Annotated in this window: 11 protein-coding genes and 2 pseudogenes; 10 read left to right on the top strand and 3 right to left on the bottom strand. The window is 47.8% G+C overall.

The features are described 5' to 3' along the window. Positions 1–808 precede the first annotated feature (808 nt). The 9 genes and pseudogenes from ACUN2T_RS18510 to ACUN2T_RS18470 all read left to right on the top strand — a co-directional run bounded on the left by ACUN2T_RS18510 (position 809) and on the right by ACUN2T_RS18470 (position 10,822). Positions 809–3,283 (top strand): RHS repeat-associated core domain-containing protein, encoded by a 2,475-nt coding sequence (locus ACUN2T_RS18510; protein WP_445494470.1) that lies wholly within the window; start codon positions 809–811, stop codon positions 3,281–3,283. 3 nt (positions 3,284–3,286) lie between these two features. Next, the gene (locus ACUN2T_RS18505; RefSeq protein WP_445494469.1) at positions 3,287–3,607 is read left to right on the top strand and encodes a hypothetical protein; all 321 of its coding nucleotides are present in this window, start codon (positions 3,287–3,289) and stop codon (positions 3,605–3,607) included. Positions 3,608–3,620: 13 nt separating this feature from the next. Continuing rightward, a pseudogene (locus ACUN2T_RS18500) lies at positions 3,621–4,262 on the top strand (IS630 family transposase); the annotation flags it as partial. A gap of 13 nt (positions 4,263–4,275) precedes the next feature. Continuing rightward, entirely contained in the window at positions 4,276–4,515 is a 240-nt protein-coding gene (locus ACUN2T_RS18495) for a hypothetical protein (RefSeq protein ID WP_445494468.1), read from the top strand. A gap of 1,926 nt (positions 4,516–6,441) precedes the next feature. Continuing rightward, positions 6,442–8,889: an RHS repeat-associated core domain-containing protein gene (locus ACUN2T_RS18490; RefSeq protein WP_445494467.1), complete on the top strand. Its 2,448-nt coding sequence runs from the start codon at positions 6,442–6,444 to the stop codon at positions 8,887–8,889. Positions 8,890–8,894: 5 nt separating this feature from the next. Further along, the gene (locus tag ACUN2T_RS18485) at positions 8,895–9,212 is read left to right on the top strand and encodes a hypothetical protein (RefSeq protein ID WP_445493707.1); all 318 of its coding nucleotides are present in this window, start codon (positions 8,895–8,897) and stop codon (positions 9,210–9,212) included. 110 nt (positions 9,213–9,322) lie between these two features. Next, positions 9,323–10,093: pseudogene (locus ACUN2T_RS18480) on the top strand (RHS repeat domain-containing protein); the annotation flags it as partial. Then, complete coding sequence (locus ACUN2T_RS18475) at positions 10,067–10,486, top strand: HNH endonuclease (RefSeq protein ID WP_214086575.1); 420 nt, start codon at positions 10,067–10,069, stop codon at positions 10,484–10,486. The pseudogene ACUN2T_RS18480 and the gene ACUN2T_RS18475, both read left to right, overlap by 27 nt. A 15-nt stretch (positions 10,487–10,501) precedes the next feature. Further along, positions 10,502–10,822, top strand: coding sequence for a DUF7716 domain-containing protein (locus ACUN2T_RS18470; protein ID WP_214086574.1), 321 nt, complete (start codon positions 10,502–10,504; stop codon positions 10,820–10,822). Between the two features lie 54 nt (positions 10,823–10,876). Here ACUN2T_RS18470 and ACUN2T_RS18465 read toward each other — a convergent pair whose 3' ends face one another. The 3 genes from ACUN2T_RS18465 to ACUN2T_RS18455 all read right to left on the bottom strand — a co-directional run bounded on the left by ACUN2T_RS18465 (position 10,877) and on the right by ACUN2T_RS18455 (position 11,887). Then, the gene (locus ACUN2T_RS18465; protein ID WP_166291727.1) at positions 10,877–11,074 is read right to left on the bottom strand and encodes a DUF7706 family protein; all 198 of its coding nucleotides are present in this window, start codon (positions 11,072–11,074) and stop codon (positions 10,877–10,879) included. A 14-nt stretch (positions 11,075–11,088) separates the two neighbouring features. Then, on the bottom strand, positions 11,089–11,409 hold the full coding sequence (locus ACUN2T_RS18460; protein ID WP_445497782.1) for a SymE family type I addiction module toxin: 321 nt from the start codon (positions 11,407–11,409) through the stop codon (positions 11,089–11,091). A gap of 73 nt (positions 11,410–11,482) precedes the next feature. Further along, positions 11,483–11,887, bottom strand: a complete 405-nt coding sequence (locus ACUN2T_RS18455) for a helix-turn-helix domain-containing protein (protein ID WP_242685670.1) — start codon at positions 11,885–11,887, stop codon at positions 11,483–11,485. A gap of 121 nt (positions 11,888–12,008) precedes the next feature. On the opposite strand from ACUN2T_RS18455, the gene ACUN2T_RS18450 reads away from it, so the two are divergent. Beyond that, a complete protein-coding gene (locus tag ACUN2T_RS18450) occupies positions 12,009–14,786 on the top strand; it encodes a CHC2 zinc finger domain-containing protein (protein ID WP_445494466.1) in 2,778 nt (925 codons plus the stop codon). Positions 14,787–14,955: the final 169 nt, after the last annotated feature.

The raw sequence follows: 14,955 nt of genomic DNA, 5'->3' as shown, positions 1-14,955 counted from the left end.
AATCGAAAATCATTATCCATTAATCGCAAGTTAAAAAGAAATCGCATGTAAAAGGATATTATCCAAACAGATGGGTAGTAAAACGCTTTCTCGCCGATTATTTAACAGCGTCAGTAAAGATAAAATAAATATAATCTGCGTTCATTAAACATAATCCAATGATGAGTAAACTTAATAAAAAGCCGGTAGTAAAAGGGGCAAAAACAACAGTTAAAAAGTTATACCGATTAAAGCCATCCGTTAAAAAACAACGTGTAATAACAGGTTGAATCCTGCCCATTATAAGCCTCTGAACTGGTTCATACTTTTTTACCCTGTCCTGTTTAATTCATTTATCCGCGATTCTATACTCCACTTATTTTACATTTTCCTGACCTGCCTAATCATTTAAAAACGTGAATAACAAAGTATTAAAGTTTCATATCAAGGGCAGATTTAACTCAATAAATGCACCTTTCTAAAAGGACAGTTAATGGCATTCAATCGGAAATCATTAACCATTAATCGCAAGTTGAAAAGAAATCGCACGTAAAAAGATATTATCCGAATAGGTAGGCATTAAAGTACTTTCTCACCGATTATTTAACAGCATCAGTAAAGATAAAGCGAATATGATCCCCGTTCATTAAACATAATCCAATGATGATTAAACTTAACAAAAAATCAGTATTAAAAAGGGTAAAAACAACGATTAAAAATTTATACTGCTTAAAACCATCAGTTAAAAAAATAACTGTTAATAACCATTTAAATCCTGCCCGATGGTCGCCACTGGCATTACAGTTATGAACAGCAGCAATTAAGTGAAGTGATTGCCCCGAACGGTTGTGCCACGCAACTGGCCTCTGACGGACTGGGCCGGCTCCTGAGCGTCACCGATGCCCATAACCAGCAGACCCGCTATCACCACAGTGCCTTTCATGCCAGCCCGGCGGGCAGTGTCAGTGAAATCCACTTACCGGACGGGGTTCGCCAGACGATTGACTACGACAGTGAGCGGCGCGTATCAGCGGTGACCGACGGTGCCGGGCGCACCACCCGGTATACCTATGACGCCTTTGACCTGTTGAGCCGCGTCACCCGCCCGGATGGGACGGCCCTCACCTTTGCCTACGACAGACTGACCCGCCTGACCGCGGTGACTAACGCCACTGGCGAGACCTACCGTTACACCCGTGACCGGGCCGGGCGGATTATCGGTGAAACTGATTTTACCGGGCGCACGATTCAATATCAGTACGATAACGCCGGACGCCGCATCACCGCCCGTTACCCGAATAATCAACTCTTACGCTGGTGCTACACCCCGGAAAACCGCATTACCCGGCAGGAAGTCTGGCAGGAAGAAGATGAACAGTGTCAGCGGGTTTCGGTCACAACATACGACTATAACGACACCGGCCAGCTTATCCGCGCCACCAACCCGGATGCGGTGGTGGCATTTGAATATGACAAATCGGGCAACCTGACGGCAGAGACGATTAACGGGCGGACGGTGACCCACGAGTGGGATACCCTGAGCGGCTTACCGGTCAGCCGGCAGGGGAACAACCTGCCGGCCCTGCACTGGGACTATGGCCCGCCAGGTCAGGTCACCCGTTTTGGGTTGGAAGGCCACGCGCCGCTGGATATTCAATATGACGGCCTGGGACAGGAAACCGTGCGCCGCAGTGACGCCGGCTTTATTCAGGCGCAATATCACACGCCTGCCGGGTTGCTGGCGCATCAGGCGGCCGGCCGCAATTCCGCACGATTCAGGCAGGCATTGCAGGAAGCCGACCCGCATCATCCGCCGTTTGGCAGTGAAGTGAACCGTCACTGGTATTACACGCAGGCGCACCATGTCGAGTGCATAAAAGACGACCGCTGGCAGGAAACCCGTTACGGGTACAACGCCAACGACCAGATAGTGGCGGCTATCTTTAGCGGCACCCCCTGGGCGCGTGAAGAGCAGTTCATTTATGACGCTAACCAGAATATCGGTCACTACCAGCGAATACCGGAATATATGAACGAACCGGTGCGTCAGGAATATCAGGAGTATCAGGCGGCCCGGATGGAACGCCGTGGAGATAACGCCTTCCGCTATGATGAAAATGGCCGAATGGTGGAAAAAACCGTCCATAAATATCAGTACCGGTCAAGGACATTCTGTTACCACTGGGATGCGCATAACCAGCTGACCGGGTTTATCACGCCGGAAGGGACCCGCTGGCGCTATCGCTATGATGCCTTTGGCCGGCGTATCAGTAAACGCAAGGAAGTGGACAGCACGCTGGAAGCCACCAACCTGAAACGGTGGCTGGACGGACTGCCGGACCTGACACTGAAACCGACGGCGATTATCGGATACGATTACCTGTGGAGTGGTGACCAGCTGATAGAAGAGACGCCGGTGTATGCAGACGGCACCGTGGGATATGAGCACAGCATTCACTGGTTATATGAACCGGGAAAACTGACCCCCTCGGCGCGTTATGAACAGGGGCAACTGCACTATGTGGTCAGTGACCATCAGGGAACCCCGCGGGAAATATTAACGGAAGCAGGAAAACTGGCCTGGGCCGGGCGGCTGTTCACCTGGGGCGAACCGGAGTTCTGGACCGTCTCAGTGCGGAAAGAGGAAACGGTCAGCTGCAATCTTCGGTTCTGTGGACAATATGAAGATGAAGAAAGCGGTTTATTTTATAATCGGTTCCGGTATTATTCGCCAGAGACCGGGCAGTACCTCTCGCCTGACCCTCTGGGGTTAGCCGGAGGAGTAAATCTTTACAGTTACGTGCATAATCCGGTGAGTTTTGTTGATCCCTTGGGGTTGGTGGGGTGTTCGGGGACTGCACCTAAATATGAATATGATATGATCAATAATCCTGGACTACTAGCCAATTTACCTAATACACCTGCCGCTAATTTTGCTAGTGGAAAATATAACTTTAGAGTTTTAAATGAAGATCTCATTTTATATAGAGCAGGAAACGGTGGTGGAGGACGGAATGCTTTTGGTCAATGGTTTACCGAGTCACCAGTAAATTCTGTTGCCCATGTGAGAATCGATTTGGCTGTTAAACCTCAATGGCTTGATTCTCAAGGTGTATTAAGAGCCACATCACCTGTGAATACTGTATACAAAATTAAGGTCCCTAAAGGTACTACAATTTTTGAAGGCCCTGTAGGATATCAAGGTGGAGTGTATTTGGGTGGGCAAAGTAAAAACCAGATATTTATACAAGAGCCTTGGAAAATAACAGGTGTTTCAGTATTAGATAGTTGGCCTTTGAGGTGAGATATGAATTCGACTGAAAAATGTAAAAGATTATTAGAGCTATTTTTTTTATTAAAAGATGTCATTAAAAATGAGAGAGATAATGAATGGTTGATAAACATTAACGATTTTATCACCATGTTAACCCCTCCATATTATGGAGGAATAGAAGATGCTAATGTATCCCTTAAGAGAGTTAGTGATTCGTATAAAACGATGGGACGTGGCAATGGTAGTTTCTCAGATTATTTTATTTGGAGGGAGGATTTTGAAGAAAGGATGAAAGCCAACGAAAAATTTGATGATGTGAAAAAAGAAATTTGGCATATATTAGATAATCTCTAACCTTTCTGTTATTAAAAAACCGACCGGCGTGCCACACAAGTTCAATGCGGAACAGCAACGGGCCTTTATGGAAACCTGCGGGAAACTGAAGCAGGAAGCCGGAGACCATGAGCCCATCCTGTTCATTGATGGCGTCCATCCCACGCAGGGGACGAAACTCGCTTATGGCTGGATGTGCAAAGGCCAGAAAACCGCGGTAAAAACCACGGGAAGCCGTACCCGTCTGAACCTGATGGGTGCCCTGAATCTGGCCGATATCAGTAAAACAGGGGTACGCGAATATGACCGTATCGACAGTTATCACATCGCCGAGTTCTTCATTGCCCTGCGTGAAACCTATCCGGTCAGTCAGAAGGTTCATATTATCCTTGACGGAACCGGTTACCACCGGAGTAAGTTGGTGAAAGACTGGGCTTACGTGATGAATATCGACCTTCATTATTTACCGCCATACAGCCCGAATCTGAACCCGATAGAAAGGCTGTGGAAGGTGATGAATGAACAGGTCAGAAATAACCATTACTTCGCCTCGACAACCTTGTTCAGGCAGGCAATACATCGCTTTTTTACGGAAATATTACCGGAACTTGCCGGGAACCTGTCGTGCCGTATTAATGACAATTTCCAGGTTATGAATCCTGCATCTTCAAGTTAAGCGGGTATATCAAATGAATAAAGAAGAACTAAAAAATCTTTTAAAAAAACATAACGTGCCAAAATTAGCATACTGGCTGGATGGAGGAATGCCAGATGAAAGGCTTTGTCTTGATTATTCTGACAGTGAATGGTGTGTTTTTTACTCACAGAGAGGAATACGTTCTGGATTGATGAGATTTCAAACAGAAGAAGATGCATGTGATTATTTTTGGAAAGAAATCCGCTTATCTTTTTTAATTAAAGAAAGTTAATGAATAAAATAGCCGGAAAGATCCCCTGTGCTCTTCCGGCCTTGTTCTGCTTGACTCTCAATAAAAAGCGGAATCTGGCCTACAATTTGCGATTCTGTGGGCAGTATGAGGATGAAGAAAGTGATTTATTTTATAAAAGAATAGTTAATGGCATTTAATCGAAAATCATTAACCATTAATCGCAAGTTGAAAAGAAATCGCACGTAAAAAGATATTATCCGAATAGGTAGGCATTAAAGTACTTTCTCACCGATTATTTAACAGCATCAGTAAAGATAAAGCGAATATGATCCGCGTTCATTAAACGTAATCCTATGATGAGTAAATTTAATAAAAAACCGGTGGTAAAAGGAGTAAAAACAACGGTTAAAAAGCTATACCAATTAAAGCCATCCGTTAAAAAATAACGTTTAATAACAGTTTAAATCCTGCACATTATAAAACTCTGAACTGGTTCCCACTTTTTTACCCTGTCCTGTTTAATTCATTTATCCGCGATTCTACATTCCACTTATTTTACATTTTCCTGACCTGACTAATCATTTAAAAAAACGAATGCCAAAGTATTAAATATTTTATATCAAGGACGGATTTAACTTAATAAATACACCTTTTTAAAAGGCCAGTTAATGGTATTTAATCGAAAATCATTAACCGTTAATAGTGAGTTGGAAAGAAAATACATGTAAAAGGATATTATCCGAATAGGTAGGTATTAAAGTGCTTTCTCACCAGCTACTTAACAGCGTCAGTAAAGATAAAATGAATATGATCCGCGTCCATTAAACATAATCCGATGATGAGTAAACTTAATAAAAAACCGGTGGTAAAAGGGGTAAAAACAACAGTTAAAAAGTTATACCAATTAAAGCCATCCGTTAAAAAACAACGTTTAATAAAAGTTTAAATCCTGCACATTATAAAACTCTGAACTGGTTCCCACTTTTTTACCCTGTCCTGTTTAATTCATTTATCCACGATTCTATACTCCACTTATTTTATATTTTCCTGACCTGCCTAATCATTTAAAAAAACGAATGCCAAAGTATTAAAGCTTTTATATCAAGGACGGATTTAACTTAATAAATACACCTTTTTAAAAGGCCAGTTAATGGTATTTAATCGAAAATCATTAACCGTTAATAGTGAGTTGAAAAGAAAACACACGTAAAAGGATATTATCCAAATAGGTGGATATTAAAGCTCTTTCTAGCCGATTATTTAACAGCGTCAGTAAAGATAAAGTGAATATGATCCGTGTTCATTAAACGTAATCCAATGATGATTAAACTTGATAAAAACCGGTGGTAAAAGGTAAAAACAACGATTAAAACTTTATACCAATTAAAACCACAAGTTAAAGAAATGAATTTTAATAACAGGTTAAACCCTGCCCATCATAAAACTCATAGCGGGATTCACTTCATTTACCCTTCCCTGTTTAATTCATTTATCCGCGATTCTACATTCCACTTATTTTACATTCTCCTGACCTGCCTAATCATTTAAAAACGTGAATAACAAAGTATTAAAGTTTCATATCAAGGGCAGATTTAACTCAATAAATGCACCTTTCTAAAAGGACAGTTAATGGCATTCAATCGGAAATCATTAACCATTAATCGCAAGTTGAAAAGAAATCGCACGTAAAAAGATATTATCCGAATAGGTAGGCATTAAAGTACTTTCTCACCGATTATTTAACAGCATCAGTAAAGATAAAGCGAATATGATCCCCGTTCATTAAACATAATCCAATGATGATTAAACTTAACAAAAAATCAGTATTAAAAAGGGTAAAAACAACGATTAAAAATTTATACTGCTTAAAACCATCAGTTAAAAAAATAACTGTTAATAACCATTTAAATCCTGCCCGATGGTCGCCACTGGCATTACAGTTATGAACAGCAGCAATTAAGTGAAGTGATTGCCCCGAACGGTTGTGCCACGCAACTGGCCTCTGACGGACTGGGCCGGCTCCTGAGCGTCACCGATGCCCATAACCAGCAGACCCGCTATCACCACAGTGCCTTTCATGCCAGCCCGGCGGGCAGTGTCAGTGAAATCCACTTACCGGACGGGGTTCGCCAGACGATTGACTACGACAGTGAGCGGCGCGTATCAGCGGTGACCGACGGTGCCGGGCGCACCACCCGGTATACCTATGACGCCTTTGACCTGTTGAGCCGCGTCACCCGCCCGGATGGGACGGCCCTCACCTTTGCCTACGACAGACTGACCCGCCTGACCGCGGTGACTAACGCCACTGGCGAGACCTACCGTTACACCCGTGACCGGGCCGGGCGGATTATCGGTGAAACTGATTTTACCGGGCGCACGATTCAATATCAGTACGATAACGCCGGACGCCGCATCACCGCCCGTTACCCGAATAATCAACTCTTACGCTGGTGCTACACCCCGGAAAACCGCATTACCCGGCAGGAAGTCTGGCAGGAAGAAGATGAACAGTGTCAGCGGGTTTCGGTCACAACATACGACTATAACGACACCGGCCAGCTTATCCGCGCCACCAACCCGGATGCGGTGGTGGCATTTGAATATGACAAATCGGGCAACCTGACGGCAGAGACGATTAACGGGCGGACGGTGACCCATGAGTGGGATACCCTGAGCGGTTTACCGGTCAGCCGGCAGGGGAACAACCTGCCGGCCCTGCACTGGGACTATGGCCCGCCAGGTCAGGTCACCCGTTTTGGGTTGGAAGGCCACGCGCCGCTGGATATTCAATATGACGGCCTGGGACAGGAAACCGTGCGCCGCAGTGACGCCGGCTTTATTCAGGCGCAATATCACACGCCTGCCGGGTTGCTGGCGCATCAGGCGGCCGGCCGCAATTCCGCACGATTCAGGCAGGCATTGCAGGAAGCCGACCCGCATCATCCGCCGTTTGGCAGTGAAGTGAACCGTCACTGGTATTACACGCAGGCGCACCATGTCGAGTGCATAAAAGACGACCGCTGGCAGGAAACCCGTTACGGGTACAACGCCAACGACCAGATAGTGGCGGCTATCTTTAGCGGCACCCCCTGGGCGCGTGAAGAGCAGTTCATTTATGACGCTAACCAGAATATCGGTCACTACCAGCGAATACCGGAATATATGAACGAACCGGTGCGTCAGGAATATCAGGAGTATCAGGCGGCCCGGATGGAACGCCGTGGAGATAACGCCTTCCGCTATGATGAAAATGGCCGAATGGTGGAAAAAACCGTCCATAAATATCAGTACCGGTCAAGGACATTCTGTTACCACTGGGATGCGCATAACCAGCTGACCGGGTTTATCACGCCGGAAGGGACCCGCTGGCGCTATCGCTATGATGCCTTTGGCCGGCGTATCAGTAAACGCAAGGAAGTGGACAGCACGCTGGAAGCCACCAACCTGAAACGGTGGCTGGACGGACTGCCGGACCTGACACTGAAACCGACGGCGATTATCGGATACGATTACCTGTGGAGTGGTGACCAGCTGATAGAAGAGACGCCGGTGTATGCAGACGGCACCGTGGGATATGAGCACAGCATTCACTGGTTATATGAACCGGGAAAACTGACCCCCTCGGCGCGTTATGAACAGGGGCAACTGCACTATGTGGTCAGTGACCATCAGGGAACCCCGCGGGAAATATTAACGGAAGCAGGAAAACTGGCCTGGGCCGGGCGGCTGTTCACCTGGGGCGAACCGGAGTTCTGGACCGTCTCAGTGCGGAAAGAGGAAACGGTCAGCTGCAATCTTCGGTTCTGTGGACAATATGAAGATGAAGAAAGCGGTTTATTTTATAATCGGTTCCGGTATTATTCGCCAGAGACCGGGCAGTACCTCTCGCCTGATCCTCTGGGGTTAGCCGGAGGAGTAAATCCTTACAGTTACGTGCATAATCCGGTGAGTTTTGTTGATCCACTGGGGTTAGCAGCAAGCAGTTTGACTCCACCACAAAAACGCCAGCTGGAAATGTTAAAAATTAATGAAGGATATAATATTAGCCCTAAATCATGGGATGCTTACCCTGCGATTGGACGTGATGGAACATTTATTAGTGATAAACATGGAGTCATGAAGTATTTTTACAATGCAAAAGGGAAAAATGAAATAACCATAACCAAAGCTAAGGCGATAGCTATTGAAAAAAACATGGGGTTAAATGAGGGCTCATTGTTAGAAGGATTTAAGGTAAGAAAAGTGTCTAATATTCGAGAACTAATGCCAAGAAGCCCATTATCAGGTAATGATTATTTTAAAGGCCCTGGGCAACATCTTCCTAGTGGTGCTCCTGAAATGGTTATCAATTCAATTCCAACAGTTGATAATAATATTATCAATACCATTCTTACTGTAAATGTTAGGTAAATGATATGTCTTTTACGATATTAATTACTGTAATAGATGCCAATCGTATATTGGCAAAAGTTACCCATAATGAGTGTATAAAATCTCTTGAGTCCATTGGGTTTAAGAAAGAAAACGGATATTATGAAATTAAATTCAATAATGAAGAAGAAAAAATAAAAATTCTAAAAGAATTGAATGACATGGGAGCTTTTTTTTCTTTTGGGTACGGATGGTATCCATCTGAGGTCATGGCATACTTAAAAGGACAGGGAAAGATAGACTTTAGGTATAAAGTGATTTCTTGGAAAAATCCAAATGAATTTGAAATAAGCGAATATTAATAATTCCTTATTCGCAAGAATGACGCAGGGAAAAGGCAGAATTCAATCTGCCATTTTCCTACACATAGATGTTATCTGTTTGTCAAGTAACTACAAGTGAACCGGTCCTTCAGGAATATCAGGAGGCCCGGATGGCCTGCCGGGGAGATAACGCCTTTCGCTACGATGAAAACGGCAGAATGGTGGAAAAAACCGTCCATAAATATCAGTACCGGTCAAGGACATTCTGTTACCACTGGGATGCCCATAACCAGCTGACCGGGTTTATCACGCCGGAAGGGACCCGCTGGCGTTATCGCTATGATGCCTTTGGCCGACGCAAAGAAGTGGACAGTGCACTGGAGGCCGCCAACCTGAAACGGTGGCTGGACGGACTGCCGGACCTGACACTGAAACCGACGGCGATTATCGGATACGATTACCTGTGGAGTGGTGACCAGCTGATAGAAGAGACGCCGGTGTATGCAGACGGCACCGTGGGATATGAGCACAGCATTCACTGGTTATATGAACCGGGAAAACTGACCCCCTCGGCGCGTTATGAACAGGGGCAACTGCACTATGTGGTCAGTGACCATCAGGGAACCCCGCGGGAAATATTAACGGAAGCAGGAAAACTGGCCTGGGCCGGGCGGCTGTTCACCTGGGGCGAACCGGAGTTCTGGACTGTTTCAGTGCGGAAAGAGGAAACGGTCAGCTGCAATCTTCGGTTTTGTGGGCAATATGAAGATGAAGAAAGCGGTTTATTTTATAATCGGTTCCGGTATTATTCGCCAGAGACCGGGCAGTACCTCTCGCCTGATCCGATTGGATTAGCAGGGGGTCTGAACCTGTATGCGTACGTGCATAACCCGGTGTCGTGGATCGACCCATTAGGCTTAACTGGCTTTGATGCTTCTGGTAGACCTTTATCCAGTCCAAATTATAGTGTGTGGTATCAAACAGATATCCCCACAGATTTACATTCAAGTAGCAGACCTAAGCATTTTAATAATGCAAATAAACAACTGTATGAAGTAATACAAAAAGATCCACGTTTAGCTAAAGCGTTACCGCCTGAAGTTGTAGCGCATGTACAGCCAGGTCCAAAAGGTGGATTTGAACGTACTAGCCCGCCTAATCATTCATGGCACCATAATGCTCAAAATCCAACTAAGATAGAACTTATTCCAAGATCTCAACATCAAGCGCCTGGCGCTGTACAGAAAAGCCTTCATCCAAATCAGGAAGGAGGATTTAAAAAGTTGGGTAGTGGAAAATGTGGTGGACTATAAATAATGAGGTAGTTTATGAAGTTAGTTTCTATTGCTGATGTATTATCGACCCCAGAAAATAATTCCAGCGAGTGGTTTTGCTTACCTCCAGATCAAAATAGTTGGACGTTAGAAACAGAAGGAATTTTTTCTCTGAGTAGTGCTGATTTTCCACCTGATTCTGATGATTATTTACCTAAACAGGTAAAAGAAAACGGGTGGATTGAAGTTTTAGATGGAGGAACAATTGAAGAAGTAGTAGCTAATACTAAGGCCCAGTTAGACAATCCATCTCTTAATGATCTATTGAAGGCATTTATTTTTTATTTTGAAAATGATGCTTTTATGGAGTTTTAATTATATGAGATATGAGCCGGAAAGATCCTTGAGATCTTCCGGCCTTCTGATGATCTATCTTGGTGAATACCCACGGTAAGCCAACGCAGATTGAAGCTTAGAAATCGCATCTTTGATCTGATACGCTTCCTCGTCATTCACCGCACAGGCCCGTATCTCCGCCCAGCACAGCCGCTTAACCAGTTGGGCCAGGGCCAGCGCTTCAATGTGGGTTAACTGAATGTCCTGTAAATGTTCAATGGCTATCGTCATCTCATGCTCTCCCCTTAACCCACAAAACCAGTTATCAGCGCCCGCATCTGTTGCTTAATCTCATTGAGCTGGCTCTGCTGCCGCTGGTACTGTTGATGCTGCTGTTGCGTGGCTTCACTGTCAGGGATCAGCACCAGACAACCGTCCATCACCTTCACCGTAATCTGGCCGCCAGTATTAAATCCCGCCTGTCTCAGCCACTGCCCCTTAAGATGTATCGCCGGGGTGGCGTTGCTAACCCTGTTCCCGTTCGGCACATAGCCCACCGTGTAATAACGTTCTGTTTTCACAGCTTTATTTATCGCCGCTTCTGCTTTAGAATGCGCCTTAGCCATCATTCAACTCCTTCTTAGTTGCTTGTGGTGAGCGGCGTTGGTGTGGTCTCAACACATCAGCGCCGCGCTATTTTTATCCCTCCGGTTCATCAACAGACAGTAACGCAGACTCCATGCGCTGCTTGGCGATCATGGCATCAATGATCTTGATAACCGTTTCCTGATCTTCCTGTGCCAGTCGTTCCAGAACCTGAAAGCGTCGAAATAACCGGGAGTTAGCCAGCGGTGAATCTTCAACAGGATTGCCTGTCAGCAGATAATCCACCGTGACCCCTAACACATCAGCCAGCTTAACCATCATCTCAGCGGGAGGTATGTTAAGTCCGCTTTCGTACTTGTTCAGTTGTTGAAAACGGATCTCAACTTTCCCAGCCAGTTCTTTCTGAGGCCATCCCTTCTGCTTACGTAGCGCCTTGAGACGTACCCCAAACTCTTTGCGGAGTTCAGCATTTTGCATAATCAAAAACTCTGTTTGCATAGTGACTCCGTTAGTGTAAGGGCTTGTCTGAATTAGGGGTTGCAAGTAACTCCTAAAAGGATTATAAATAAATCCAATTAAGAGTCAATTTAAATCTTGACAGGATTTAGGAGTCAACAACATGGCACGGATACCCGACGCAGAATTACAGCACCTGAAAGCCGCCGTCTCCTTAGTCGCCGTGGTGGAGCAACAGGGGCGACAGCTCTTTAAACGCGGCAAAGATTACGTACTGCTGTGCCCGTTCCATCAGGAGAAAACCCCGTCAATGGTTATCTCTCCGGCAAAAAATCTCTATCACTGTTTTGGCTGTGATGCCGGCGGCTCAGTACTGGACTGGGTGATGAAAACCGAAGGCTTAAGCCTGCGCCATGCCGTGGAATGCCTGCGCGGGGAACTGGGCGAAAATCCGGCAATGGCCCCGCTGGTCCAGCCGGATGAACCCGCCGTGCTGGCCGAAAACGAAGCCGGACGGCAGGCGCTGCTCAACCGGGTGGTTGAGTTCTACCACCACACGTTGCTGAACGCCCCCGAAGCCCTGGCTTATCTGGCAAAACGCCGGTTAAATCACCCGGAATTAGTCGCCTGTTTTAAACCGGGCTTTGCCAACCGCACCCTGGGTTACCGGCTGCCCGCCAGTAAATACAAGGCCGGGTCCGCTATCCGGGTCCGGTTAATGGCGGCGGGTATCCTGCGGGACAACGGGCATGAACACTTCAGAGGGTCATTAGTGATACCGGTTATCGATATGCACGGCCAGATACGCGAAATCTATGGCCGTAAAATCGGTGACGACCTGCGCAAAAACACCCCGTGGCATCTGTATCTGCCCGGGGCGCATAGCGGGGTCTGGAATGAACCGGCCATAGCCGCGTCAGCCTCGCTTATCCTGTGTGAATCATTAATCGATGCGATGTCATTCTGGGTAGCCGGTTACCGTAATGTCACCGCCGCCTACGGGGTGAACGGGTTTACTCCCGACCACTGGCAGGCCCTGAAACAGCATCAGGTCAGGCAGGTGCTGATTGCCTTCGATAATGACCCCGCCGGGAATGATGCCGCGGTGAAACTGGCCGCCGAACTGACTGCCACCGGTATCACCGTGTTCCGGGTGGTGTTCCCCGAGGGCATGGATGCCAACGGCTATCTGTGTCAGGTCGCCGAACCAGAACGGGCCTTCGGGTTGTTGCTGGACAGTGCCGTGCCGATGCAGGAGGCGGCAGAGATACAGGCCACCACCGCAACAGAGCGGGCCGCACTGGCTAAACATCAGCCGGTTCCGGTGCCGGAAATGGTCAGCGCATTAGCCGCCGGTATAGCCGCGTTGCCGTCGATGCCGAATGTGGTCTGGGAAACCGGCGCTAACGGCGAGATATCCCTGACGCTGGGCACACAACAGTGGGGTATCCGGGGCCTGTCACAGGTGAAAGCCGGGGCGGCGGTGATGAAAGTGAATGTTCAGGTCGTTGATACTGACAGCGGCGTGATGTTCGCCGACAGCGTGGACATGATGAGCGCCCGCAGCCGGGGCGGGTATGCGCGACTGGCCGCCACCGAACTCGGGCTGGCCGAAGGTGACCTGCGCCGGGCGCTGGGGCAGGTGTTGCTGGTACTGGAACAGTGTCAACAGGCCGGCGTCGGTGAGCAAACCGAAACCCCACCGGTTCCCGAACTGAGCGGGGACCAGCGGGCCGCGGCGCTGGCCCTGCTGCAAGACCCGAAACTGAGTGAGCGCATCACCGCTGATTTAGCCGCCTGTGGCGTGGTGGGCGAATCCACTAACCTGCTGGCCGGTTACTTAGCCGCCGTCAGTCGCAAGCTGGACCGTCCGCTGGCCGTGCTGATACAGAGCAGCAGCGCTGCCGGGAAAAGCTCACTGATGGATGCGGTCCTCAATCTGATACCGGAAGAAGAACGGCTGCAATACAGCGCCATGACCGGCCAGAGTCTGTTCTATCTGGGGGAAACCAACCTGCAACACAAGATACTGGCGATAGCCGAAGAAGAAGGGGTGCGGCAGGCCGCCTATGCGCTTAAGCTGTTGCAAAGCGACGGCGAACTGACCATTGCCAGCACCGGTAAAGACGATGCCAGCGGGAATCTGGTCACCAAACAGTACACGGTGAAAGGGCCGGTGATGCTGATGCTCACCACCACCGCAATAGATGTCGATGAAGAGCTGTTAAACCGCTGTCTGGTGCTGACGGTGAACGAATCGCGGGAACAGACCGAAGCTATCCACGCCTTGCAGCGCCATAAGCAGACCCTCGAAGGCTTACTGGCAGAGAATGAAAAGGCGTATATCACCGAGCTGCATCAGAACGCCCAGCGGCTGCTACGCCCGCTCAATGTGGTTAACCCTTATGCCTCACAGTTAACGTTCATGAGCGATAAAACCCGCACCCGACGCGACCACATGAAATATCTCACCCTGATACAAAGTATCGCCCTGCTGCATCAGCACCAGCGCGAGGTGAAGACCGCGGAACACCGGGGCAAACGGCTTGAATATATCGAAGTCACCAAAGAAGATATCCGCCTGGCGAACCGGCTGGCCCACGAGATATTAGGCCGCACGCTGGATGAAATGTCACCCCAGACCCGAAAACTGTTACTGTTGATACAAGCGATGGTGAAAGAGACGGCGACAGCGCAGCAACGCCCGATGAACGCGGTCCGCTTTACCCGCCGGGATATCCGCAGTTACACCCAATGGAGCGATAACCAGTTAAAAGTCCATTGTCAGCGACTGGCCGACATGGAATACCTGTTAGTCCACGGCGGCAGCCGCGGCCATCTGTTGCAGTATGAACTGCTGTGGAACGGCGACAACGCAGAAGAAGCCCACCTGTGCGGCCTGATTGACCTGACAGCGCCGGAAAAACCGGTAAAACCCTGAATATGACTCACGCAAGTTGGACTGACTGAACCGCAAGTTGCCCCTAAGTTGGGGTCAAGTTGGGTCCAAGTTGGAGGTCGGAAAACCGACTTCAGGCCGCAACAATACTGGGCGGAATGGCTCGCAAGTTGGAGAAGGTTGAAAAACACTGTTCCGGCAATAATAAGAA

The organism is Photorhabdus machadonis, from assembly GCF_052657765.1.
This window is presented reverse-complemented; position numbering and strand designations above follow the sequence as displayed.

Excerpts from the sequence above, each read along its gene's own strand:
- ACUN2T_RS18505 (WP_445494469.1), top strand. The coding sequence starts at position 3,287 with ATGAATTCGACTGAAAAATGTAAAAGATTATTAGAGCTATTTTTTTTA.
- ACUN2T_RS18495 (WP_445494468.1), top strand. The coding sequence starts at position 4,276 with ATGAATAAAGAAGAACTAAAAAATCTTTTAAAAAAACATAACGTGCCA.
- ACUN2T_RS18485 (WP_445493707.1), top strand. The coding sequence starts at position 8,895 with ATGTCTTTTACGATATTAATTACTGTAATAGATGCCAATCGTATATTG.
- ACUN2T_RS18470 (WP_214086574.1), top strand. The coding sequence starts at position 10,502 with ATGAAGTTAGTTTCTATTGCTGATGTATTATCGACCCCAGAAAATAAT.
- ACUN2T_RS18465 (WP_166291727.1), bottom strand. The coding sequence starts at position 11,074 with ATGACGATAGCCATTGAACATTTACAGGACATTCAGTTAACCCACATT.
- ACUN2T_RS18460 (WP_445497782.1), bottom strand. The coding sequence starts at position 11,409 with ATGGCTAAGGCGCATTCTAAAGCAGAAGCGGCGATAAATAAAGCTGTG.
- ACUN2T_RS18455 (WP_242685670.1), bottom strand. The coding sequence starts at position 11,887 with ATGCAAACAGAGTTTTTGATTATGCAAAATGCTGAACTCCGCAAAGAG.
- ACUN2T_RS18450 (WP_445494466.1), top strand. The coding sequence starts at position 12,009 with ATGGCACGGATACCCGACGCAGAATTACAGCACCTGAAAGCCGCCGTC.